The 22,844-nt window shown below is 70.8% G+C and carries 19 protein-coding genes; 6 read left to right on the top strand and 13 right to left on the bottom strand.

What is annotated here, in order from left to right; all coding sequences use genetic code 11:
- Positions 1-30: 30 nt before the first annotated feature.
- Entirely contained in the window at positions 31-288 is a 258-nt protein-coding gene (locus ACVHNB_RS35205; protein WP_428954520.1) for a hypothetical protein, read from the bottom strand.
- Between the two features lie 196 nt (positions 289-484).
- Here ACVHNB_RS35205 and ACVHNB_RS35200 point away from each other — a divergent pair, with 196 nt between their 5' ends.
- On the top strand, positions 485-2,074 hold the full coding sequence (locus tag ACVHNB_RS35200; RefSeq protein WP_428954521.1) for a purple acid phosphatase family protein: 1,590 nt from the start codon (positions 485-487) through the stop codon (positions 2,072-2,074).
- Positions 2,075-2,116: 42 nt separating this feature from the next.
- On the opposite strand, the gene ACVHNB_RS35195 is transcribed toward ACVHNB_RS35200, so the two are convergent.
- Positions 2,117-3,028 carry a DUF4429 domain-containing protein gene (locus ACVHNB_RS35195; protein ID WP_428954522.1) on the bottom strand — a complete coding sequence of 304 codons (912 nt, stop codon included), beginning with the start codon at positions 3,026-3,028 and terminating at the stop codon, positions 2,117-2,119.
- A 205-nt stretch (positions 3,029-3,233) separates the two neighbouring features.
- Between ACVHNB_RS35195 and ACVHNB_RS35190 the strand changes: the two genes are divergently transcribed.
- Entirely contained in the window at positions 3,234-4,805 is a 1,572-nt protein-coding gene (locus ACVHNB_RS35190) for a beta-N-acetylhexosaminidase (RefSeq protein ID WP_456228987.1), read from the top strand.
- A 63-nt stretch (positions 4,806-4,868) separates the two neighbouring features.
- On the opposite strand, the gene ACVHNB_RS35185 is transcribed toward ACVHNB_RS35190, so the two are convergent.
- The 10 genes from ACVHNB_RS35185 to ACVHNB_RS35140 all read right to left on the bottom strand — a co-directional run bounded on the left by ACVHNB_RS35185 (position 4,869) and on the right by ACVHNB_RS35140 (position 17,918).
- Complete coding sequence (locus ACVHNB_RS35185; protein ID WP_456226735.1) at positions 4,869-6,641, bottom strand: IucA/IucC family protein; 1,773 nt, start codon at positions 6,639-6,641, stop codon at positions 4,869-4,871.
- The gene (locus tag ACVHNB_RS35180) at positions 6,638-7,204 is read right to left on the bottom strand and encodes a GNAT family N-acetyltransferase (RefSeq protein ID WP_456226734.1); all 567 of its coding nucleotides are present in this window, start codon (positions 7,202-7,204) and stop codon (positions 6,638-6,640) included. Before ACVHNB_RS35180 ends, ACVHNB_RS35185 begins: the two co-directional genes overlap by 4 nt.
- Positions 7,201-8,481 (bottom strand): lysine N(6)-hydroxylase/L-ornithine N(5)-oxygenase family protein, encoded by a 1,281-nt coding sequence (locus ACVHNB_RS35175; RefSeq protein ID WP_428954525.1) that lies wholly within the window; start codon positions 8,479-8,481, stop codon positions 7,201-7,203. Before ACVHNB_RS35175 ends, ACVHNB_RS35180 begins: the two co-directional genes overlap by 4 nt.
- A complete protein-coding gene (desA, locus tag ACVHNB_RS35170; protein WP_428954526.1) occupies positions 8,465-9,907 on the bottom strand; it encodes a lysine decarboxylase DesA in 1,443 nt (480 codons plus the stop codon). Before desA ends, ACVHNB_RS35175 begins: the two co-directional genes overlap by 17 nt.
- Before the next feature lie 156 nt (positions 9,908-10,063).
- Positions 10,064-10,933 carry a siderophore-interacting protein gene (locus ACVHNB_RS35165; protein WP_428954527.1) on the bottom strand — a complete coding sequence of 290 codons (870 nt, stop codon included), beginning with the start codon at positions 10,931-10,933 and terminating at the stop codon, positions 10,064-10,066.
- Positions 10,934-10,937: 4 nt separating this feature from the next.
- Positions 10,938-11,984 carry an ABC transporter substrate-binding protein gene (locus tag ACVHNB_RS35160; protein WP_428954528.1) on the bottom strand — a complete coding sequence of 349 codons (1,047 nt, stop codon included), beginning with the start codon at positions 11,982-11,984 and terminating at the stop codon, positions 10,938-10,940.
- 213 nt (positions 11,985-12,197) lie between these two features.
- Positions 12,198-13,358, bottom strand: coding sequence for an acyl-CoA dehydrogenase family protein (locus ACVHNB_RS35155; RefSeq protein ID WP_428954529.1), 1,161 nt, complete (start codon positions 13,356-13,358; stop codon positions 12,198-12,200).
- Between the two features lie 5 nt (positions 13,359-13,363).
- Positions 13,364-14,332 (bottom strand): hydroxymethylglutaryl-CoA lyase, encoded by a 969-nt coding sequence (locus ACVHNB_RS35150; RefSeq protein WP_428954530.1) that lies wholly within the window; start codon positions 14,330-14,332, stop codon positions 13,364-13,366.
- On the bottom strand, positions 14,329-16,260 hold the full coding sequence (locus tag ACVHNB_RS35145) for an ATP-binding protein (protein WP_456228986.1): 1,932 nt from the start codon (positions 16,258-16,260) through the stop codon (positions 14,329-14,331). Before ACVHNB_RS35145 ends, ACVHNB_RS35150 begins: the two co-directional genes overlap by 4 nt.
- A 35-nt stretch (positions 16,261-16,295) precedes the next feature.
- On the bottom strand, positions 16,296-17,918 hold the full coding sequence (locus ACVHNB_RS35140; RefSeq protein WP_428954531.1) for a carboxyl transferase domain-containing protein: 1,623 nt from the start codon (positions 17,916-17,918) through the stop codon (positions 16,296-16,298).
- Positions 17,919-18,024: 106 nt separating this feature from the next.
- On the opposite strand from ACVHNB_RS35140, the gene ACVHNB_RS35135 reads away from it, so the two are divergent.
- The 4 genes from ACVHNB_RS35135 to ACVHNB_RS35120 all read left to right on the top strand — a co-directional run bounded on the left by ACVHNB_RS35135 (position 18,025) and on the right by ACVHNB_RS35120 (position 21,832).
- A complete protein-coding gene (locus ACVHNB_RS35135; protein ID WP_428954532.1) occupies positions 18,025-18,615 on the top strand; it encodes an SACE_7040 family transcriptional regulator in 591 nt (196 codons plus the stop codon).
- A 129-nt stretch (positions 18,616-18,744) separates the two neighbouring features.
- On the top strand, positions 18,745-19,902 hold the full coding sequence (locus ACVHNB_RS35130) for an acyl-CoA dehydrogenase family protein (RefSeq protein WP_456226733.1): 1,158 nt from the start codon (positions 18,745-18,747) through the stop codon (positions 19,900-19,902).
- A 35-nt stretch (positions 19,903-19,937) separates the two neighbouring features.
- A complete protein-coding gene (locus ACVHNB_RS35125) occupies positions 19,938-20,819 on the top strand; it encodes an acyl-CoA thioesterase (RefSeq protein ID WP_428954534.1) in 882 nt (293 codons plus the stop codon).
- A gap of 20 nt (positions 20,820-20,839) precedes the next feature.
- Positions 20,840-21,832, top strand: a complete 993-nt coding sequence (locus tag ACVHNB_RS35120; protein ID WP_428954535.1) for a cation diffusion facilitator family transporter — start codon at positions 20,840-20,842, stop codon at positions 21,830-21,832.
- A 158-nt stretch (positions 21,833-21,990) separates the two neighbouring features.
- Here ACVHNB_RS35120 and ACVHNB_RS35115 read toward each other — a convergent pair whose 3' ends face one another.
- The gene (locus ACVHNB_RS35115; protein ID WP_428954536.1) at positions 21,991-22,794 is read right to left on the bottom strand and encodes a phosphatase; all 804 of its coding nucleotides are present in this window, start codon (positions 22,792-22,794) and stop codon (positions 21,991-21,993) included.
- Positions 22,795-22,844 lie beyond the last annotated feature (50 nt).

Below are 22,844 nucleotides of genomic sequence, written 5' to 3'. Positions count from 1 at the left end.
GTTGTGGATCGATCCGGGCCGGGTGGCCGGTCAGCCGTAGACCATGCGGCGCAGCTGTCTGAGCGTGAGCTCCGGCGGCGCCACCGCCCGGTACCGCAGATCCGCCGTGATCTGTTCGAAGATCGCCGCGTTCACCAGGCCCTGACCCTGGAGCTCGCGGTGGCGGCGACGGACGTATTCCTCCGTCGACTCGTCGAAGTAGGCGAGCACGTCCTGGATCACCCGCAGCGCCTCACCCCTGCTGAGGGGCGTGCTGCGCGTCAGATGATCGACAAGTTCCTCGTGCACCCGGTCGATCCTGGGGGACCGCCGGGTCTTTCGCAAGAAATCTGCCCGATATCGGGCAGGGGTGGCCGGGGGTGGGTGGCTTTCGGGGCTCTTGGGGTGGATGTGGTCAAGGTTTGGAACGGGCCATGCCGCTTGTTCGGGCCGCGTTCATCCGGCGTATCCGGCCGGGATAGGTGCCGCCAGCAACTTTCACGCCATGGACATTCCACGCATGGGCGTGCCCGACGAGCTCGCCGACCGCTCCCTGGCCGAGCAGCACGAGTACCTCCGCAGCACGTTCTCCCGCCGCACCGCGATCCGCGGCGGCGCCGTCACCCTGGGCGCCATCGCGGGCGGCGTCTTCGTACCGGGCGCCGCGAGCGCCGCGGCCCCGGCCGCCTCCTCCGCCGCCACCGCGCCCGCCACGGAGCACGTCGACGGCGCGCTCGTCGCGCCCTTCGGCCGGCACCTCTCCTACGGGGCCGACCCGCGCACCGAGATGACCGTGTCCTGGCAGGTGCCGGTCGCCGTGAAGAACCCGTTCATCCGCATCGGCGCGCACGCCGGTGACCTGTCGCGGAAGATACCGGCCGAGGTCCGCGCCCTGTACACCCCGGCGGGCGTCGGCACGAGCGCCGACCACACCCAGTACTACGTGCACGCCGAGCTGACCCACCTCAAGCCCGGCAAGACGTACTACTACGGCGTCGGCCACCAGGGCTTCGACCCGGCGGCCCCGCGCTTCGCCGGCACCATCGGCACCTTCACCACGGCGCCCGCCCGCTCGGAGCGCTTCACCTTCACCGCCTTCGGCGACCAGGGCGTCAGCTACCACGCGCTCGCCAACGACAGCCTGATCCTCGCCCAGGGCCCCTCCTTCCACCTGCACGCCGGTGACATCGCGTACGCGGACCCGTCCGGCTCCGGGCAGACCACGGACACGTTCGACGCGCGGACCTGGGACCAGTTCCTCGCGCAGACCGAGACCGTCGCCAAGTCCGTGCCGTGGATGGTCAGTTACGGCAACCACGACATGGAGGCCTGGTACGCGCCGCACGGCTACGGCAGCCAGGAGGCCCGCTTCGCGCCGCCGCGCAACGGCCCGGACCCGAAGAACCTGCCGAGTGTCTACTCGTTCGTGCACGGCAACACGGCGATCATCTCGCTCGACGCCAACGACGTGTCCTGGGAGATCCCGGCCAACCTCGGCCTGTCCGGCGGCACCCAGACCAAGTGGTTCGAGGCGCAGCTGAAGAAGTTCCGGGCGCACGGCTCCGGTGTCGACTTCGTCGTCGTCTTCTTCCACCACTGCGCGTACTGCACCGCGACCGCGCACGCCTCGGAGGGGGGCGTGCGCAAGGAGTGGGTGCCGCTGTTCGAGAAGTACACCGTGGACCTGGTGATCAACGGCCACAACCACGTCTACGAGCGCTCCGACGTGCTCAAGGGCGAGAAGGTCACCAAGGAACTGCCCATCGGCGGCACCGCGTACCCGGAGACGGACGGCGTCGTCTACGTCACGGCGGGCGCGGCGGGCAAGAGCCTGTACGCGTTCCCGGTGGCCGACACGTACGAGGGCCACGAGAAGGACGTCGACCCGTTCCCGTCGTACGTGACCCAGCCCGACGGCAGCAAGAAGGCCGTGACGGTGGACTGGTCGCGGGTGCGGTACACCAACTACTCGTTCCTGCGGGTGGACGTGGAGCCGGCACCGGTCGGCCGCACGGCCAGGCTGACGGTCCGCGGTCTCGCCGAGACGGGTGAGGAGATCGACCGGTTCGTGGTCGCCCGGCAGGTCAAGAGGTAGCTCTTTCCGGCCACCTGCGTCACAGCCGTTCAAGCGCTTCCGTCAGAGGCGCTTGAGCACCGCCTGCTTTGCCGCAGCGAACTCTTCGTCCGTCAGGATTCCGGCCCGATGGAGCTCGCCCAGTTCGCGCAGCCGGCGCAGCAGCGCGTCGTGGTCGTCCTCCGCCGGGGCAGGCGCGGCCGCCGGCCGCGGGGGCAGCTCCTTGGGAGCCGGCGGGACGCCCTGTCCGGGCTGGGCGGCCTGGGCGGCCTGGGCGGCGGGGTGCGGCAGCCGGGCCTGGACGGCTGCCGCGACCAGCGCCATCAGCGGATCCTTCTTGAAGCCCCACAGCTCGACCGAGTTCGGGTCGTACTTCGGCGGGGCCTTCGTCGGGGACGAGCGGACGACGAAGCGGAGACAGCCGTTCTCCAGGCCCACGGCCGGCTGCCACTCCACCGCCGCGATCTCGGCGAGGGCGAGCAGCCGGGTCCCGGCCGCGGCCTTCGCGTCCTCCGTCTTCCAGTTCCACTCCAGCCGGACGTGCTCCCCGTCGAAGCTCGCCGTGCCGTCCCCGGCGGAGACGGACACCGGCAGGGCCGGGCCCGGCAGCACGTACGCCGTGCAGGCCGACGACGGGACCTGCTCCAGCAGCAGCGCGTTGCGCACCTCGTCCACGAAGTACTCGGCGACCCCGTACCGGTCCGACTCCACGGCCAGCTGGTACGGGTCCGTGCCCTCCGTCAGCTTGCCGCCGGTCGCCTGGAGCAGCGGGTCCGCGCCGTCGCGCAGCCGCAGCCGAAGCCGTCCCGACTTCTTGCCCTGCTCGAAGGAGACGCCGGCCAACGCCTCCAGCGGCAGGGTCAGTTCACCCAGCGTCCTGCGGAGCAGGCTCACACCCTTGTCACGCCCCGGGACCAGCCGCAGCGTCTCCCCGTCGAACGTCCATGTGCCGTCGCGCTGGATGATTTCCGCCATGGGGCAATTCTGGCATCAGGCCCCCGGGAAGTGGTCTACACCTTGACCGGCCGAGAGGCGGGCGGTACGCATGGTGACCGATCGGTTGCTCAGCTCGCACAACGAACTCCGCCAACGACCACCGTCGAAGGGATCGTTCGTGAGGACGCACCGCAGACCGCGCCGCACACCGCATCGCCCAGCACACCGCAGGCCGGCCCTGGCCCTGCTCGGCTCCCTGCTCCTCGTCGCCACCGGAGCCGGCGCCCTCGGCGTCGCCCCCGCCTCCGCCGCACCGGAGGCCGCCACGCCCCTCGGGCAGATCGTGCCCGCGCCCGCGAAGGCGGCCGCCGGCGGATCCGCGTACGAGATCACCGGGAAGACCCGGATCCGGGTCGACGACTCGCGCGACGCGCGCCGCGTCGGCGACTACCTCGCCGACGTGCTGCGCCCCTCCACCGGATACGCGCTGCCCGTCACCGACGCCCGTGCCGGTGACGGCATCCGGCTCGAACTGAGCCGGAAAGACAGCGGACTCGGCGCCGAGGGGTACCGGCTGACGAGCACGAACCGGTCCGTGACCATCGTCGCGCGCGAGCCCGCCGGGCTGTTCCACGGCGTGCAGACGCTGCGCCAGCAGCTGCCCGCCCAGGTGGAGGCCGACAGCCGGCAGAGCGGGCCGTGGCTCGTCGCGGGCGGCACCATCGAGGACAGCCCGCGCTACGGCTGGCGCGGCGCCATGCTCGACGTGTCCCGGCACTTCTTCACGGTCGGCCAGGTCAAGCGCTACATCGACGAGTTGGCGCTCTACAAGGTCAACAAGCTGCATCTGCACCTGAGCGACGACCAGGGCTGGCGCATCGCGATCGACTCCTGGCCCAAGCTCGCCACGTACGGCGGATCCACCCAGGTCGGCGGCGGTGCGGGCGGATACTACACCAAGGCCCAGTACAAGGACATCGTCCGGTACGCGGCCTCGCGCTATCTGGAGGTCGTGCCCGAGATCGACATGCCGGGGCACACGAACGCGGCCCTCGCCTCGTACGCCGATCTGAACTGCGACGGCGTGGCACCCCCGCTCTACACCGGCACCAGCGTCGGCTTCAGCTCGCTGTGCGCCGGCAAGGACATCACGTACGACTTCGTGGACGACGTGGTGCGCGAGCTCGCCGCCCTCACCCCCGGCAAGTACCTGCACATCGGCGGGGACGAGGCGCACTCCACCAGCCACGAGGACTACGTCACCTTCATGGACAAGGTGCAGCCGATCGTCGCCGAGTACGGCAAGACGGTGGTGGGCTGGCACCAGCTGACCGGTGCCACGCCCGCCAAGGGCGCGCTCGCGCAGTACTGGGGTCTCGACGGCACCAGCGCCGTCGAGAAGGCCCAGGTCGCCGAGGCCGCCAAGAACGGCACGGGCCTGATCATCTCGCCCGCCGACCGCACCTACCTCGACATGAAGTACACCAAGGACGAGCCTCTCGGCCTGTCCTGGGCGGGCTACGTGGAGGTGCAGCGGTCCTACGACTGGGACCCGGCGAACTACCTTCCCGGGGCGCCGAGTTCGGCCGTCAAGGGCGTCGAGGCGCCGCTGTGGTCGGAGACCCTGTCGACCTCCGCGCAGCTCGACCACATGGCGTTCCCGCGCCTTCCCGGTGTCGCCGAGCTCGGCTGGTCGCCCGCGGCCACGCACGACTGGGACGCGTACAAGGTGCGGCTCGCCGCGCAGGCGCCGCGCTGGGACGCGCTCGGCATCGGCTACTACAAGTCGCCGCAAGTGCCCTGGCCCGCAAGCTAGTCGGCACGTGAAAGGGGCTCGGGAGGACCGTCTCCCGAGCCCCTTTCGGCCTGCGTGGAACCCTTACGCGATCGGGTTCTCCAGGTCGCCGACGAGCTGCAGCGCGCCCGACGGATCGGCCAGGTCCACCATCTGCTGGTTGTTGCGCAGCTGGAGCCGGTTCAGGGCGGACAGCGCGAACGTCGGGGCGAACATGTCGAACTGGGCGAACTTGTCCGCCAGTTGAGGTGCCGACTGCTGGTAGTCACGGACGCAGTCCGCGACCGCGGCCCAGAACGTGTCCTCGTCCACGATGCCGTCCTCGACCAGGTTCGCCGCCAGGAAGCGGAAGAAGCAGTCGAAGACATCCGTGAAGATCGACAGCAGCTTCATGTCGTCCGGGACCTCGGCCTTGATCCGCTCCACCGCGGGCGGCAGCACGGCGTCCGGGTCCATCACCGCGATCTCCTCGGCGATGTCCTTGAAGATCGCCCGCTGCACCACGCCGCGCTCGTCCAGGACCAGGATGACGTTCTCGCCGTGCGGCATGAACACCAGGTCGTAGGCGTAGAAGCTGTGCAGCAGCGGCGTGAGGTACGCCGTCAGGTACGGCTTCAGCCACTCGCGCGGGGTGAGGCCCGAGCGTTCGATCAGCGCGCCGGCGAACGAGCGCCCCGCGCGGTCCACGTGCAGCAGCGACGCCATCGTGGCCAGCCGCTCGCCCTCGCCGAGCGACTCCACCGGCGACTCGCGCCACAGCGCCGCCAGCATCTTGCGGTACGGCGAGTAGCGGTCGGTGGCGGCCTCGTACTCCAGGTGCCGGTAGCCGACGGCCGCGCGCTCGCGGATGATCGTCAGGCCCGTGCCCTTGAGGACCTCGTCGTTCTCGATGAGCCCGGCGAGCCAGTCGTTGATCGCCGGCGTCGCCTCCATGTACGCCGCCGAGAGGCCGCGCATGAAGCCCATGTTGATGACCGACAGCGCCGTCTTCACGTAGTGCTTCGACGGGGACGTCGAGTTGAAGAACGTACGGATCGACTGCTGCGCCAGGTACTCGTCGTCGCCCTCGCCCAGGCACACCAGGTGCTGCTGGGCGACCTCGGCGGCGAACGTGACGGACAGCTTGTTCCACCACTGCCACGGGTGGGCCGGGATGAGGAGGTAGTCGGCCGGGTCGAGGCCCTTGTCGCGCAGGACGCCGTCGAAACGGGCGAGCGTCTCCTCGCCCAGCTCGGCACGGAGGAACGACTCGTACTCGAGACCGGCGCCCGCCGTGAACGCCGCGCGCTCGCGCGTCGCCGCCAGCCACACCAGCCGGACCGGGCTCGCCGTCTCGGGGGCGTACGAGAGGTACTCGTGGATGCCGAAGCCGAGCCGCCCGTTGTTCGCGACGAAGCACGGGTGGCCCTCGGTCATGCCGGTCTCGATGTCCTGGAACGAGCCGGACGCGGCCAGCTCGCGGGACGTGACGTCCGGCTTGGTCAGCTTGAAGCAGGTGCCGGAGAGGGTGGAGGAGATCTCCTCCAGGTAGACCGGCAGGATCGCGTCGCTCAGGCCCAGCGAGTCCCTCATCTCGATGAAGAACTCCAGCGCGTGCAACGGCAGTTCGCTGCCGTCGCGGTGCCGGGTGATCGAGTCGGCGGCCACCTGCCAGTGGTCCAGGCGCAGTCGGCGGGCGCTGAACCGGTACCGGGTGGCGCCGTCGTCGCTGCGGACGACGAACGTGCCGTTCTCCTGCGGTTCGGGCGTGAGCAGCCGCTCGTGGCCGAACTCGGCGAGCGCCTTGCGGATCAGCAGGCGGTTCGCCTCGGCCCAGCGCTCGGGGGAGAGGTGGGAGACGGTGTCGGCGAGGGTCATGCCGGGTCCTCCTTCTCCTTGCCGGCCGCGGCTTCGAACTGGGCGCGGGTGCAGAAGCTCAGCAGCGCGTTCTTCTCCGGCTTGGCGATCTCGCGGGCCGGCACGAAGCCGACGGCCTCGTTCAGGGCGTGCACCGCCGTGTTGCGCACGTCGGGCTCGACGACGACGCGCCGCACGGCCGCGTCGGTGAACAGGAACTCCATCACCGCGGTGATCACGGCGCGGGTGAAGCCGGGTATGCGCAGGTCGGACGGCGCGGTCAGGAAGTGCATGCCGATGTCGCCGGGCTCGGGTTCGTACAGGCCGACGAGCTCGACGTACCGCGGGTCGTAGCGCTCCATCAGGAACGCGGGCTCGCCGTCGTGCAGGCCGAGGAACGCGTCGTGGTGCTCGGCCGCCGCGATGGACATGTACTCGCGCTCGACGTCCTCCAGCTTGGCGTCCTGCATCAGCCAGAAGGCGGCCTTGGGATCGGTGACCCAGCGGTGCAGCAGCTCCGCGTCGGTCCGCGGGTCGACCGGCCGGAAGGTCAGCTCGCCGACGGTCTGGGTGGTGGTGCTCATACGGAAAACTCCTGGAAGGCGATGGTCTTCTCGACGGGGTAGTACTCGGTGCCGAGCAGCTCGCCGATGATGTAACTGTTGCGGTACGCACCCATACCCAGATCCGGGCTGGTGATCGAGTGGGTGTGGACGCTCGCGTTCTGCACGAAGATGCCGCGCCCGGTCGTGTCGATCGCGTAGTTGCGGGCGACGTCGAAGCGGCCCCGGCCGTCGAGGCGGATGCGGTCCCTGACCGGCTCCAGGAAGGCGGGCGTGGCGTACTTGTAGCCGGTGGCCAGGATCAGGCCCTCGGTGCGCAGCTCGAACTCCTTGTCCTGCTCCTCCTGGCGCAGGCCGAGGGTGTACGTGCCGTTCTCGTAACCGGCGCCGGTGAGCGCCGAGTTGGTGAGCAGCCGTGTCGGCACGGGCCCGTTCAGGCCCTTCTGGTACAGCAGGTCGAAGATCGCGTCGATCAGCTCGCCGTCGATGCCCTTGAACAGGCCCTTCTGCCGCTCCTCCAGCGAGTAACGGGTAGCCTCGGGCAGCGCGTGGAAGTAGTCGATGTAGTCCGGGGACGTCATCTCCAGCGTGAGCTTGGTGTACTCCAGCGGGAAGAAGCGCGGGGAGCGGGTGACCCAGTTCAGCCGGTAGCCGTGGACGTCGATCTCGCTGAGCAGGTCGTAGTAGATCTCGGCGGCGGACTGGCCGCTGCCGACCAGCGTGATCGAGTCCTTCTTCTGCAGCTCCTGCTTGTGCTGCAGATAGCGGGAGTTGTGGATGAAGTCGCCGCCCAGGTCCTTGACCGCCTCGGGGAGGTGCGGCGGGGTGCCGGTGCCGAGGACCAGGTGCGGGGCGCGGTAGGTGGCGCCGCCCTCGGTGACGGCCGTGTAGAGGCCGTCGGCCTCGTCGTACGTCACCTCGGTCACGGTCGTGGAGAACCGGATCGAGGAGAGCTTCGCGGCGGCCCAGCGGCAGTAGTCGTTGTACTCGACGCGCAGCGGATAGAAGTTCTCGCGGATGTAGAAGGCGTACAACCGCCCCGATTCCTTCAGGTAGTTGAGGAAGGAGTACGGGGAGGTCGGGTCGGCGAGGGTGACCAGGTCCGACATGAACGGGGTCTGGAGGTGGGCGCCGTCGAGGAACATCCCCGAGTGCCACTCGAAGTCCGGCTTGGACTCCAGGAAGACGCCGTTCAGCTCGGCTATCGGCTCGGTCAGGCAGGCGAGGCCGAGATTGAACGGGCCGAGCCCGATCCCGATGAAGTCGTACGAGTCACGGGACTCAGGAAGCGCGGTCAAGGGTGTCTCCCAGGTACTGCTCGGCGTGGCCGGCGATGAGGTCGAGGACGGCCGAGATATCGGCGAGGGTCGTCTCGGGGTTGAGCAGGGTGAACTTCAGGTACTGGCGGTCGCCGACCTTGGTGCCCGCGACGACCGCGTCGCCGGAGGCGAACAGGGCTTTGCGGGCATGGAGGTTGGCGCGGTCGATCTCGGCCGGATCGGTGATGTCGGCCGGGATGTAGCGGTAGACGAGCGTGGACAGGCTCGGCTCGACTACCACGTCGAAGCGCGGGTCGGCGGCGAGCACCTTCCAGCCCTCGTACGCCAGGTCGCAGACCTCGTCGAAGAGACCGCCGATGCCGTCGGCGCCCATGACGCGCAGCGTCATCCACAGCTTGAGGGCGTCGAAGCGGCGGGTGGTCTGCAGGGACTTGTCGACCTGGTTGGGGATGCGCTCGGCGACCGTACGGCGCGGGTTGAGGTACTCCGCGTGGTAGGTGGCGTGCCGCAGCGTGGCCCCGTCGCGGACCAGCACGGCGCTCGAACTCACCGGCTGGAAGAAGGACTTGTGGTAGTCGACGGTGACCGAGTCGGCGCGCTCGATGCCGGTGAGCCGGTCGCGGTTCTTCCGCGACACGAGCAGCCCGCAGCCGTAGGCGGCGTCGACGTGCATCCACGTGCCGTACTGGGCGCACAGCTCGGCGATCTCGGGCAGCGGGTCGATGGACCCGAAGTCGGTGGTGCCGGCGGTGGCGACGACGGCCATGGGGACGAGGCCGTCGCGGCGGCAGCGCTCCAGCTCCGCGGCCAGCGCCAGCGTCTGCATGCGCTTGTCCTTGTCGACGGGGATCGTCACCACGGACTCCGCGTCGAGGCCGAGCAGCGTCGCGGACTTCTTGACGCTGAAGTGGCTGACCTCGGAGGCGAAGATGCGCAGTTTCGCGAGCGAGTCCGTCTTGGCCTCCTGGCGGGCGAGCAGCAGGGCCTGGAGGTTGGACTGCGAGCCGCCGGAGGTGAACACGCCGTCGGCGGCCGGGCCGAGCCCGATGCGTCCGGTGGTCCAGTCGATGAGTTTGCGCTCGATCAGCGTGCCGCCCGCGGACTGGTCCCAGGTGTCCAGCGAGGAGTTGACCGCGGACAGGACGGCCTCGCCGAGCACGGCCGGGATGACGACCGGGCAGTTGAGGTGGGCCAGGTAGCGGGGGTGGTGGAAGTAGACGGCGTCGCGGAGGTAGACGTCCTCCAGCTCGTCGAGGACGGCGATGGTGTCGTGGAGCGGCTCGTCCAGGTCGACGGCGTCGATCACGGGGGAGAGGGCGTCCGGGGAGACGCCCGTGAACGGCCTTGTGGTGGTGGCGAGTTTGGCCGCCACCCGCTCGATTCCCTCGGTCACGGAACTGCGGTACAGCTCCGCGGTCGTGTCATTGAGCAGGTGCGAGCGCATGAACGGTTCCTCCGGGTGGGGATGAGGGTGTTCCCGGGTGGGGCAGGAAAAAGGGCGGGGTCGCGAACCCTTTACTTAGGTTAGCCTAACCTAAGTTGAGTTCGCGACCCCACCCCTCGTTCTGTGCCTGGAATGGCTGGAAGTGACCGTGGTGCGTTATGCGGCGGCTGGTTCCGCCCGCAGTGCGTCCTCGCTCAGACCGCGCTTCCAGTACCCGACGAACGTCACGGACCGCTTGTCGTAGCCGCGTTCGCGCACGAGGTGCCGGCGCATCTCCTTCATGGTCCCGGACTCGCCCGCCAGCCAGGCGTACGGGCTTGCGCAGTCGGGGAGTTGTGCGGCGCGCACGGCGTCGACGGCGCCGGGGCAGTCCTCGTCGCGCACCAGCCAGGTCACCGTGACATCGGCCAGGGACACGATCGGCTGGATGTCGTCGCGGTGCGGGACCTCCAGCCAGACGTGCGCGCAGACATGCGCGGGCAGCCACGACAGGACGCCCAGCGCGGCCGGCAGGGCCGTCTCGTCGCCCCACATGACGATGTGGTCGAAGGTGTCGTGCGGGCGGCAGCGCACCGCGGTGTTGTCCGCGATCGCCGGGCCGAGCACGACGACCCTGTCACCGGCCCGGGCGGCCTCCGCCCAGCGGCAGGCGGGGCCCGCGGCGGCCGGGTCGTCGTTGTGCAGCACGAAGTCGATGTCGATCTCCTCCGCGGGCACCCGGCGCTGGCCGCTGAGCGTGTACGAGCGCATGATGGCGCGCTCGTGGTCCGGGATCGCCCGGTACGCCGCGTGCCAGGCGCGGCCGTCGTCGCCGGGCAGTACCGGCGGCAGCACGGGGGCGTCCTGGCCGGGATGCGGCAGGAACAGCGAGAGCGACTGGTCGCGGCCCCCGCCGTGGAAGTCCGGGAGGTCCTCTCCTGTGAAGGTGACCCGGAGCAGCGACGGGCCGAGCCGCCGCGTGCGGACCACTTGCAGATCGAAGAATCGGAAAGGGGCTACAGCGGGGGCTTCGGCCGTCGTCGTCATGGGATCAGGACACCTTCTTCGCCGTCTCGATGGCCTTGGCCAGGTTCTCCAGGAGGGGGGCGCACTTGTCGTAGGACAGGATCGGCTCGGGGGAGCGGGCGATGACCTGGCCGGCCTTGACCGCGGGCAGCTTCTTCCAGGTCGGCTTGTCGATGTCGGCCGGCTGGATGGCCTGGGCGCGGTCGTCCATCATGATGATGTCGGCCTTGTGCTGGTCGACGTTCTCCCAGCTCAGGTTCTCGAACCAGCCGCCGGACTCCTTCTTCGCGGCCTCCGAGGGCTCGACGAAGTTCACGCCGAGCGCCTTGTAGTACTCCAGGTCGATGGAGAGGTTCGTGCCGGAGACGTAGAAGATGTCCTGGCTCGCGGAGCCGGCCATGACCTTGATGTCGGGGTGGGCCTTGGCGGCCTTGCGCAGCCGGGCCGCGGCTTCCTCGAAGCGCTTCTTCGCCGCGACGACCTTGTCGGCCTTGAGGTCGGCGCCGAGCGACTCGGCGAGCGCGTACAGGCGCTCCAGCGGCTGGGTCAGCTGGCGGTCGAAGACGGAGACGCCGACGCTCGGGGCGAGCTTGGCGATCTTCGCGGCGGACTCCTCCGGGACGTACCAGAGGGTGCCGGCGCTGTCGAACATCGTGGAGATCAGCACGTCCGGGGCGAGGCCCGCGTACTTCTCGATGTTGAACTGGCCCCACTCGTTGCCGATGACCGTGACCTTGGAGACGTCCATGTCGCCGGCCTGGACGTCCGGCTTGCCGCCCTTGGTGGTCGTCGGGCCGAAGACGCCCTTGACCTTGACGCCGTAGTCCCACAGGGCGGCGCCGACGCCGGTGAAGGCGACGATGTTCGCCGGGACCTTGTCCAGCTTCACCGTGGTGCCGCGGTCGTCCTTGAAGGACCAGGGGCCGGACTTGGCCTTCGTCGTGGAGCCCGAGCCGCTGTCTTTGGAGCCGCTGTCGTCGCCGCACGCGGCGAGCGCGGCGCCGAGGCCGATGGCGCCGCCTGCGGCCAGGATGCCGCGGCGGGTGGGGCGGGACAGTCGGGCGTTGGGCATCTCGCACTGCTTTCGGACGTGCCGGACCTGCGCCGGGCTGGGTCTCTAGAACTCAGGGTAGGTTAACCTAAGTTCCTGGCATGTCCAGAGGGGGTGCGTCCCCCAGGGGCGCGGGGAGCGGCGCGAGCGACCACGACGGCGCCGCCCGCGCACACATGAGGGAAGCCCCCACGGCGCGCAGGCGCGTCGAGGGGGCCGCACGACGAAACGCGCCTAGGACGTGAGCCCCAGCTCCCGGGCGATCAGCATCCGCTGCACCTCGCTCGTCCCCTCCCCGATCTCCAGGATCTTGGAGTCCCGCCACATCCGGGCCACGGGGTATTCGTTCATGAAGCCGTAGCCGCCGTGGATCTGCGTGGCCTCCCGCGCGTTGTCCACGGCGATCGTCGACGAGTGCAGCTTCGCCAGCGCGGCCTCCTTCTTGAACGGCTCCCCGGCCACCAGCCGCGACGCCGCGTCCCGCCAGGCGAGCCGCGCGGTGTACGCCTTCATCTCCATGTCGGCGATCTTGAACTGGATGGCCTGGTACCCGCCGATGCTGCGCCCGAACGCCTGCCGCGCCTTGGCGTACTTCACCGACTCGTCCACGCAGCCCTGCGCGAGCCCGGTCGCGAGCGCCGAGATCGCGATGCGCCCCTCGTCGAGGATGCGGAGGAACTGGGCGAAACCGCGGCCCTCCGTGCCCAGCAGGTTCGCCGCGGGCACGCGCACGTCGTCGAAGTGGAGCTCGCGGGTGTCCGACGCGTTCCACCCCACCTTCGAGTACGGCGCCGCGACCGTGAACCCGGGCGTCCCGGACGGCACGATGATCGAGGAGATCAGCGGCTTGCCGTCGGGGGCGCGGCCGGTCACCGCCGTCACCGTCACCAGACCCGTGATGTCCGTACCCGAGTTCGTGATGAAGCACTTGGTGCCGTTGACGACCCAGTCGCCGCTCTCCGGGTCCCGGACGGCCGTCGTGCGCGTGCCGCCCGCGTCCGAACCCGCCTCGGGCTCCGTCAGGCCGAACGCGCCCAGCATCTCCCCGGCGCACAGCCGCGGCAGCCACTCCCGCTTCTGCTCCTCGGTGCCGAACAGGTGGACCGGCATCGCGCCCAGCGAGACGCCCGCCTCCAGCGTGATGGCCACGGACGAGTCGACGCGCGCCAGCTCCTCCAGGGCGATGCCGAGCGCCAGATAGTCGCCGCCCATGCCGCCGTACTCCTCGGGGAACGGCAGCCCGAACAGCCCCATGCGGCCCATTTCCCGCACGATCTCGTACGGGAACTCGTGCCGCTCGTAGAGGTCGCCGATCTTCGGCGCGACGACCTCGTGCGCGAACTCCTCGACCGTGCGCCGCAGTTCCTCGTGCTCGGGGGAGAGGTGGTGGTCCATCTGTCTCACTGCTCCTGTGGGGGCTGTGTCTCTCGAACGTCTTCCTTCGAGAGGGCGCGAACGGTGCGGGACGGGCTGGGTCGGCCCAACTGCCGGGCCATCCACGCGCTGGTGGCGGTGAGACGGCCGAGGTCGACCCCGGTCTCGATGCCGAGTCCGTCGAGCATCCAGACGAGGTCTTCGGTGGCGAGATTGCCGGTGGCGCTCTTCGCGTACGGGCAGCCGCCGAGGCCGCCCGCGGAGGCGTCCACCGTCGTCACACCGTGCTGCAGGGCCGCCAGGGTGTTGGCGAGGGCCTGCCCGTACGTGTCGTGGAAGTGCACGCCGATCACGTCCGTCGGCACGCCCTGCGCGTTCAGCGCCGCGAGCAGCGTCCGCACATGGCCGGGGGTGGCCACGCCGATCGTGTCGCCGAGGCTCAGCTCGTCGCAGCCCATCTCCCTCAGGGCCGTGGCGACCGCGACGACCTGACGGACGGGGACCGGGCCCTCCCACGGGTCGCCGAAGCACATGGAGAGGTAGCCGCGCACATGGGCCCCGGCGTCCTTGGCCCGGGCCACCACCGGCTCGAACATCGCGAGGGACTCGGCGACCGTCCGGTTGAGGTTGGCCTTCGCGAAGGACTCGGTGGCGCTGGCGAAGACGGCGATGCGGCTCGCGCCGAGCATGAGGGCGCGGTCCAGGCCGCGCTCGTTCGGTACGAGGACCGGCAGGTGGACGCCGCTCAGGTCCTGGAGCCGGGGGAACAGGGTCTCCGCGTCCGCCAGCTGGGGCACCCACTTGGGGTGGACGAAGCTGGTCGCTTCGACGGTGGTCAGGCCGGCCCGGGCGAGGCGGTGGACGAACTCCGCCTTGACCTCCGTGGGGACCGTCGTCTTCTCGTTCTGGAGGCCGTCGCGGGCGCCCACCTCGTGGATCCGGACCTGGGCGGGCAGGTCCGGGGACGGGACCACCATGGGGAGTGCCGGTGTCATGAGGCCGCCTCCTCGCGGTCGGCCCCTTCCGGGGCGCTCTCGACCACCGCGAGGATCTGGTCCATCGCCACCGTCGTGCCCGGGGCCACGTCCAGTTCCGTCACGACGCCCGCGTGCGGTGCCGCGATGACGTGCTCCATCTTCATCGCCTCCACGACCAAGAGGCTCTGGCCCGCGGCCACTTCGTCGCCGACCGCCACCTTCACGACCGTCACCGTGCCCGGCATGGGCGCGGTCAGGGAGCCCGCGCCGCCCGCGCCGGCGCCGGTCAGGCTCGCCGCGACCGGGTCGTGGTCCTGCACGTGCCAGGCGTCCCCGTCGCGGCCCAGCCAGTCACCGGCGACGGCCGTGAGGCGGGCGGGAGCGGCCGGGGCGCCGTCGACCAGGATCTCGGCGCCGCGCACCCGCACCTCCACCGGGTCATGGCCCGGCACTCTCACGTGGTGCACGGTCCAGGCCGGTTCGCCACCGAGCCGCCAGCCGTCGGGGCGGGCGAACGGGTCCGTCCAGCCCTCGGCCGAAGCCGGCGCGAGCCGCTCCTGGCGCAGGGTGCCCGCCGCCGCGTACACCTGCGCCGGGACCTCGGCCTCGACCAGGCCGTCCGCGGCGCGCTCCACGAGGCCGGTGTCCAACTCGCCCGCCACGACCGCCGGATGGGCCAGCAGGCGGCGCAGGAACCCGGCGTTCGTCGGCACGCCCAGCGTCACCGTCCGGGCCAGCGCGGCCCGCAGCCTGCGCAGCGCCGTCTCCCGGTCGGGGCCGTACGCGATGACCTTCGCCAGCATCGGGTCGTACAGGGAGGAGACCTCCGTGCCCTCGCTGAGGCCCGAGTCGGTGCGCACCCCGTCGCCCTGCGGCTCGCTCAGCGCGAGGATCGTGCCGCCGGAGGGGAGGAAGCCGCGCGCGGGGTCCTCGGCGCACAGCCGGGCCTCCACCGCGTGCCCGGTGAGCGTGATGTCGTCCTGCCCGAAGCCGAGCGGCTCGCCCGCGGCCACGCGCAGCTGCCACTCCACCAGGTCCAGGCCCGTGACCAGCTCGGTCACCGGGTGCTCGACCTGGAGGCGGGTGTTCATCTCCATGAAGCAGTACGCGGACGGGTCCTCGCCCGGCACGATGAACTCCACCGTGCCCGCGCCCCGGTAGCCGCAACTGCGCGCCGCCTCCACGGCCGCCGCGCCCATCGCCGCGCGCGTGGCCTCGTCGAGCAGGACGCTCGGAGCCTCCTCCACGATCTTCTGGTGGCGGCGCTGCAGGGAGCACTCGCGCTCGCCCAGGTGCACCACATTGCCGTGGGCGTCGGCGAGGACCTGGATCTCGATGTGCCGGGGCCGGTCGATCCACCGCTCCACCAGGAGCGTGTCGTCGCCGAAGGAGGCGCGGGCCTCACGGCGGGCGGCGGCGATCTCGTCCTCCAGCACGGTCAGGTCGCGCACCAGGCGCATGCCCTTGCCGCCGCCGCCCGCGGACGGCTTGAGGAGGACCGGAGCGCCCAACTCCCGTGCGGCGTCCGCCAGATCGGGGTCCCGGCCGCCGGGCACGACCGGCACCCCGGCCGCCCGGACCGTCTCCTTGGCACGGATCTTGTCGCCCATCAGCGCGATCGCGTCGGCGGACGGGCCGATGAAGACCAGGCCCGCGTCCTCGCAGGCCCGCGCGAACGTCGCGTTCTCCGCGAGGAAGCCGTAGCCCGGGTGCACCGCCTGCGCGCCGGTCCGCTGCGCCGCCTCGATCAGCCGCTCCACGGACAGATAGCTCTCGGCGGCCGGGGGCGGCCCGATCCGCACCGCCTCGTCGGCCTCGCGCACATGGCGCGCGTCCGCGTCGGCGTCGCTGTACACGGCCACCGAGCGGATGCCGAGCTCGCGCAGCGTACGGATGACGCGGACGGCGATCTCGCCGCGGTTGGCCACAAGGACCGTGTCGAACATGGTCGTTCGCCTCTCCACCTGGGTCTCCATGGCCCTCACATCCGGAAGACGCCGAAGCCGCCGGACTTCTCCGGCAGTGGCGCGTTGGCGCACGCGGTCAGGGCCAGGCCCAGGACCTGGCGGGTCTCCATCGGGTCGATCACCCCGTCGTCCCAGAGCCGGGCGGTCGCGTAGTAGGCGCTGCCCTGCGTCTCGTACTGGGCGCGGATCGGGTCCTTGAAGGACTCCTCCTCGTCCGCGGGCCAGGACTCGCCGCGGGCCTCCAACTGGTCGCGCTTGACGGTCGCGAGCACGGACGCGGCCTGCTCGCCGCCCATCACGGAGATCTTCGCGCCGGGCCACATCCACAGGAAGCGGGGGCTGTAGGCCCGGCCGCACATCGAGTAGTTGCCCGCGCCGTACGAGCCGCCGACGACGACGGTCAGCTTCGGCACGCGCGTGCAGGCCACCGCGGTGACCATCTTGGCGCCGTGCTTGGCGATCCCGCCCGCCTCGTAGTCCCGGCCCACCATGAAGCCCGAGATGTTCTGCAGGAACAGCAGCGGGATGCCGCGCTGGTCGCACAACTCGATGAAGTGGGCGCCCTTCTGGGCGGACTCGGAGAACAGGATGCCGTTGTTCGCGACGATGCCGACCGGGTGGCCGTGGATCCGCGCGAATCCGGTGACCAGCGTCTGCCCGTACTCCGCCTTGAACTCGGCGAACCGCGAGCCGTCGACCACGCGCGCGATGACCTCCCGCACGTCGTACGGCGTGCGGGAGTCGACCGGCACCGCCCCGTACAGACCCGCCGGGTCCACCTTCGGCTCGATCGCGGCCTTCACGGCCCACGGCAGCGGGCCGCGCTCCGGCAGCGTCGAGACGATGGTGCGCACGATCCGCAGCGCGTGCGCGTCGTCCTCCGCGAGGTGGTCGGTCACCCCCGAGACGCGGGAGTGGACCTCGCCGCCGCCCAGCTCCTCGGCCGTCACCACCTCACCGGTGGCCGCCTTCACCAGCGGCGGGCCGCCCAGGAAGATCGTGCCCTGATTGCGCACGATGACGGCCTCGTCGCTCATCGCCGGGACGTACGCCCCGCCCGCGGTGCACGAGCCGAGCACCGCCGCGATCTGCGGAATGCCCGCACCGGACATCCGCGCCTGGTTGTAGAAGATCCGCCCGAAGTGCTCGCGGTCCGGGAACACCTCGTCCTGCATCGGCAGGAAGGCGCCGCCGGAGTCCACCAGGTAGACGCACGGCAGCCGGTTCTCCAGGGCCACCTCCTGCGCGCGCAGGTGCTTCTTCACCGTCATCGGGTAATACGTGCCGCCCTTGACCGTCGCGTCATTGGCGACGATCACGCACGCGCGCCCGCTGACCCGCCCGATCCCGGCGATCACCCCGGCCGCCGGTGCCTGTCCCTCGTACATCCCGTCCGCCGCCAGCGGCGCCAGCTCCAGGAACGGGGAGCCCGGGTCGAGCAGCGTGTCCACCCGCTCGCGCGGCAGCAGCTTGCCGCGCGCGGTGTGCCGGGCGCGGGCCTTCTCGCCGCCGCCGAGGCGGGCCGCCGCGAGCTTGCCGCGCAGCTCCTCGCCGAGCGCCCGGTGCGCCGCCTCATTGGCCCGCCAGGCCTCCGACGCGGGATCGGCCGCGCTCGCAAGCTCCGGTGCCTCGTGCATTCTGCGGTCCCCTCACTCGGTCCATGAGCGCCGACCGACGTTAATGAGCGTTAACCTGTTGCCGTCAGGTTAACGGTCGCTAACCTCCCTGTCTAGAATTGCTTCCATGGCCACCAGAACCGACGCCCCCACCCGCCGTGAGCAGATCCTCCGAGAGGCCGCGCGGCTCTTCGCCGACCGCGGGTTCCACGGTGTCGGGGTCGATGAGATAGGCGCCGCGGTCGGCATCAGCGGCCCCGGGCTCTACCGCCACTTCGCGGGCAAGGACGCGATGCTCGCCGAGCTCCTCGTCGGGATCAGCGGGCAGCTGCTGACCGGTGGCAAGCGGCGGGTGGCCGAGGCGGAGCGCGGGCCCGAGGCGCTGCTCGACTCGCTCATCGAGGGCCACATCGACTTCGCGCTCGACGACCGCGACCTGATCACGCTGCACGACCGCGAGCTGGACCGGCTGCGCGACAGCGACCGCAAGCTGGTGCGGCAGTTGCAGCGCCAGTACGTGGAGCTGTGGGTGGACGCCGTGCGGAAGGTCTATCCGGGGCTCGCGGAGCCGCACGCGCGCGTGGCCGTGCACGCGGTCTTCGGCCTGCTGAACTCCACGCCCCACCTGAGCCGTCCGGGCTCGCTGCCCGGCCGGGCAGCGACCGCCGCGATGTTGCACAAGCTGGCCCGTGGGGCGTTCGCGGCCGCCTCGGAGTGACCTGTATCTCTGGACGCTCCCGTAACTGACGAGTAACGTGACTCTGAGCAAGCGCTTAGTCGTTTGACCGCTGTCCGCACACTCGTCGCAGAGACCGTCGTCGAGATCGTCGTAGAGGGAGAGTTCTCCGTGCGCCGTACCGTTTTCAATGAGGACCACGAGGCGTTCCGGGAGACCCTGCGCGCCTTCATCGAGGCCGAGGTCGTCCCGCACTACGACGAGTGGTTCCAGCAGGGCATCGTGCCGCGCGAGCTGTACGCCAAGATGGCGGAGCTCGGCCTGTTCGGCATCAACGTGCCCGAGGAGTACGACGGCGCCGGCCTGGACACCCACAAGTTCGAGGCCATCCAGTACGAGGAGACCGCCCGCGCGGGCGTCTCCTTCGGCGGCTCCGGCGTGCACGTCCTGCTCGCCCTGCCGTACATCAAGATGCTCGCCACCGACGAGCAGAAGAAGCGCTACCTGCCCAAGTTCGTCGCGGGCGACGAGATGTGGGCGCTGGCGATGACCGAGCCGGGCACCGGCTCCGACGTCGCGGGCATGAAGACCACCGCCAAGCTCTCCGACGACGGCACGCACTACGTGCTCAACGGCGCCAAGACGTTCATCACCGGCGGCGTGCACGCCGACCGCGTCATCGTCTGCGCCCGCACCTCCGCGCCGTCCGCCGAGGACCGCCGCTTCGGCATCTCCCTGTTCGCCGTCGACACCACGTCCGAGGGCTACTCCATCGGCCGCAAGCTCGACAAGCTCGGCCTGCGCACCTCCGACACCGCCGAGCTGGCGTTCGTCGACGTGAAGGTGCCCGTCGAGGACCTCCTCGGCGAGGAGAACAAGGGCTTCCACTACCTCGGCGTCAACCTGGCCTCCGAGCGCTGGGGCATCGCCTACGGCGCGTACGCGCAGGCCAAGGCCGCCGTCCAGTTCGCCAAGGAGTACGTCCGGGAGCGCACCGTCTTCGGCAAGCCGGTCGCGTCCTTCCAGAACACCAAGTTCGAGCTGGCCGCCTGCCAGGCCGAGGTGGACGCCGCCGAGGCCGTCGCCGACCGCGCCCTGGAGGCCCTGGACGCCGGTGAGCTGACCGCCGCCGAGGCCGCGTCCGCGAAGCTGTTCTGCACCGAGGTCGCCCACCGCGTCATCGACCGCTGCCTCCAGCTGCACGGCGGCTACGGCTTCATGAACGAGTACCCGATCGCCCGCCTCTACGCGGACAACCGCGTCAACCGCATCTACGGCGGCACCAGCGAGGTCATGAAGATGATCATCGCGAAGAACATGGGCCTGTAACCCGCCCGACCAGCACACTGAGTACAACTACCTGTATGAATCAGGCACTTGAGTCCCTGCTCGATCTGCTCGACCTGGAGCGGATCGAGCAGGACGTCTTCCGTGGCCAGTCCCGGTCCGCCGTCGTCCCGCGCGTCTTCGGCGGGCAGGTGGCCGCCCAGGCCCTCGTCGCCGCCGGGCGCACCGTCCCGGCCGACCGGTTCGCCCACTCCCTGCACGCGTACTTCCTCGTGGCGGGGGACCCGGGCGCGCCCATCGTCTACACCGTCGACCGGATCCGCGACGGCCGGTCCTTCACCACGCGCCGCGTCGTGGCGATCCAGCACGGGCAGCCGATCTTCCACCTCTCCGCGTCCTTCCAGACGTACGAGGACGGGCTCGACCACCAGGCCGGCATGCCGGACGCGCCCGACCCGGAGACGCTGCCCACCGCCGCCGAGATGCTGCCGCGGTACGCCGGCGCGTTCGTCGACCCCGGTGTCGTCGACCGGCTCCTCGAAGCGCGCGAGGCCGTCGACCTGCGGTACGTGGACGCGCCGCCGTTCGCCTTCGTCGGCGAGCCGCAGCCGCCGCGCTCCCAGGTCTGGTTCCGCACGAACGGCAAGCTCGACGGCGCCATCGACGAGCACCTGCTGCACGTCTGCCTCGCCACCTACGTGTCCGACATGACGCTGCTCGACTCCGTCCTGCTCGCCCACGGGCGCGGCGGCTGGGCCGTCGGCGACGTCGTGGGCGCGTCCCTGGACCACGCCATGTGGTTCCACCGGCCGTTCCGCGCCGACGAATGGCTGCTGTACGACCAGGAGTCGCCGTCCGCGTCCGGTGGCCGCGGGCTCGGCCAGGCCCGCATCTACACCCGGGACGGACAGCTCGCGATCACCGTCATCCAGGAAGGCGTCGTTCGCGTTCCGCGCTGATCGGACATACCGTCCCGTACATGGATGTACGGGCTGAGGGCGCGGGCGGCGTCGAGGAGACGGAAGAAGCGGGCGGGGAGAGCGTCTTCACCGTGATCGTCGCCGCGGCGGCGAATCTGGGGATCGCGCTCGCCAAGGCGGTCGCCGGAGTCATCAGCGGCTCCAGCGCGATGCTCTCCGAGGCGGCGCACTCCTTCGCCGACACCGTCACCGAACTGCTGCTCCTCACGGCCCTGAAGCGCAGCGAGAAGCCCGCCGACGAGGAGCATCCGCTCGGGTACGGGGGCGAGCGCTACGTGTGGGCGATGCTCGCCGCCGTCGCCACGTTCGTCGGCGGCGCCGTCTTCTCCCTGTACGACGGGATCCACACCCTGGTCGCCGGCGAGGAGCTCGGCAACCCCCTGGTGTCGTACATCGTGCTGGCCATCGCCTTCGTCCTGGAGGGCTTCTCCCTGCGGACCGCGGTCAAGCAGGCGCGGGGCGAGGCGGCGCGGTTCCGGGCCCCCGTCGGTACGTATCTGAAGCACACGCCCGACACCGCCGTGAAGGCCGTCGTCCTGGAGGACAGCGCCGCGCTCGTCGGCCTGCTCCTCGCCGCGGGCGGTCTGCTGGGCGGGCAGCTCACCGGGTCCGGGGTCTGGGACGGGATCGCTTCGCTGTGCATCGGGATGCTGCTGCTCTGGGTCGCCTGGGTGCTGGGCCGGTCCAATGCGGAGCTGCTCGTGGGGCGGCCGCTGCCGAAGCCCGTCCGGGCGGAGATCCGGTCCATCCTGCTCCAGGGGGAGCACGTCGAGGCCGTGCTGGAGCTGACCACGCTCGTGCAGGGGCCCCGGGAGGCGCTCGTCGCGGCGAAGGTGGACTTCCGGGACGCGTCCACCGCCGCGCAGATCGAGTGGGCCTGTGAGGATGCGGCGCGGCGGTTGCGGGAGCGGTTTCCTGCGGTGCGGCGGGTGTACCTGGATCCGACCCCCGGGTTTGCCCAGCGCCGCACCGAGGGGTTGAACCCGTGGTGATTCATCCGGGGCCGAGCTCCGGGGCCCCGGCGCCGTAGGAGCTGCTGATGCGTTCGCGGGTGCCGCGCCGTCGTGGCCGGTCGCGCAGTTCGCCGCGCCCCTGAGACGCGCACGGCGTGCGGCATCTCAGGGGATGGCTCCCCGCATCCGGACAGGCCCTAGTCCAACAGCCCCGCCGCGTCCAGCAGGTACGCCGTCATCGGGTCGTAGTGGCGCGGGCTCGTCACATGGTCGTCCAGGGGAACCGTGACCTGCATCGTGCCCTCCGCCTCGCCGAGGAACAGCGCCGGGTCGTTGCAGTCCGCGTAACCGACGGAGTCGAGCCCGCGCTGGGCCGCGCAGCCGGCCCAGCCGTGGTCGGCGACGACCAGGTCGGGCAGCGGGCGGCCGGCGCGCTCCAGGCCGTCGAGGATCGCCGTCATCGGGTCGGGGGAGTGCGTGTGCCACAGCGTCGCGCCGCGCTCCAGCATCGCCACGTCCGCGAACTGGAAGACCATGCCCTCCTCGGTGGCCAGGCCCTCGGGGATCACCACGATCTCGCAGCCCGCGGCACGCAGCGCCGTCGCCGTCGCGCGGTGCACGTCGAGGAGGCCGCCCGGGTGGCCGGTCGCCAGCAGGACGCGCTCCCGGCCGGCCGCCGCCTTGCGCAGCCGGGCCGCCATCCGCTCCAGGGCGTCGACCGTCAGATCCGGGTCGATGGTGTCCTGGCCGTACCGGTGCTCCGGGTCGTCGACGACACCGCAGCGCTCGGACATGACGGCGAGCACGTCCTGCTCGTCGGTCCAGCGGTCGCCGAGTTCCAGGCCCAGCCAGTAGTGCCGGTCGCCGTTCGCGAGCTTGCGGTAGTGCGACAGGTTGTTGTCGCGGGGGGTGGCCACATCGCCCGCGATGCGGGTGCGGACGAGGTGCTCGATCAGGGCGGCACGGGTCGGAGTATCGCTGGGAATCCCGGGTATCGGCATGCGTCCATTGTGCCCAGGGTCCCCGCGCGGCGTTGATCGGTTCCGCACCT

This window comes from Streptomyces sp. YJ-C3, from assembly GCF_053891275.1.
This window is presented reverse-complemented; position numbering and strand designations above follow the sequence as displayed.

What these genes read in the sequence shown, in the direction of transcription:
- ACVHNB_RS35200 (WP_428954521.1), top strand. Translation starts at nt 485, where the DNA reads ATGGACATTCCACGCATGGGCGTGCCCGACGAGCTCGCCGACCGCTCC.
- ACVHNB_RS35195 (WP_428954522.1), bottom strand. Translation starts at nt 3,028, where the DNA reads ATGGCGGAAATCATCCAGCGCGACGGCACATGGACGTTCGACGGGGAG.
- ACVHNB_RS35185 (WP_456226735.1), bottom strand. Translation starts at nt 6,641, where the DNA reads ATGACCCTCGCCGACACCGTCTCCCACCTCTCCCCCGAGCGCTGGGCC.
- ACVHNB_RS35180 (WP_456226734.1), bottom strand. Translation starts at nt 7,204, where the DNA reads ATGAGCACCACCACCCAGACCGTCGGCGAGCTGACCTTCCGGCCGGTC.
- desA (WP_428954526.1), bottom strand. Translation starts at nt 9,907, where the DNA reads ATGCGCTCGCACCTGCTCAATGACACGACCGCGGAGCTGTACCGCAGT.
- ACVHNB_RS35165 (WP_428954527.1), bottom strand. Translation starts at nt 10,933, where the DNA reads ATGACGACGACGGCCGAAGCCCCCGCTGTAGCCCCTTTCCGATTCTTC.
- ACVHNB_RS35160 (WP_428954528.1), bottom strand. Translation starts at nt 11,984, where the DNA reads ATGCCCAACGCCCGACTGTCCCGCCCCACCCGCCGCGGCATCCTGGCC.
- ACVHNB_RS35155 (WP_428954529.1), bottom strand. Translation starts at nt 13,358, where the DNA reads ATGGACCACCACCTCTCCCCCGAGCACGAGGAACTGCGGCGCACGGTC.
- ACVHNB_RS35150 (WP_428954530.1), bottom strand. Translation starts at nt 14,332, where the DNA reads ATGACACCGGCACTCCCCATGGTGGTCCCGTCCCCGGACCTGCCCGCC.
- ACVHNB_RS35145 (WP_456228986.1), bottom strand. Translation starts at nt 16,260, where the DNA reads ATGTTCGACACGGTCCTTGTGGCCAACCGCGGCGAGATCGCCGTCCGC.
- ACVHNB_RS35140 (WP_428954531.1), bottom strand. Translation starts at nt 17,918, where the DNA reads ATGCACGAGGCACCGGAGCTTGCGAGCGCGGCCGATCCCGCGTCGGAG.
- ACVHNB_RS35135 (WP_428954532.1), top strand. Translation starts at nt 18,025, where the DNA reads ATGGCCACCAGAACCGACGCCCCCACCCGCCGTGAGCAGATCCTCCGA.
- ACVHNB_RS35125 (WP_428954534.1), top strand. Translation starts at nt 19,938, where the DNA reads ATGAATCAGGCACTTGAGTCCCTGCTCGATCTGCTCGACCTGGAGCGG.
- ACVHNB_RS35120 (WP_428954535.1), top strand. Translation starts at nt 20,840, where the DNA reads ATGGATGTACGGGCTGAGGGCGCGGGCGGCGTCGAGGAGACGGAAGAA.
- ACVHNB_RS35115 (WP_428954536.1), bottom strand. Translation starts at nt 22,794, where the DNA reads ATGCCGATACCCGGGATTCCCAGCGATACTCCGACCCGTGCCGCCCTG.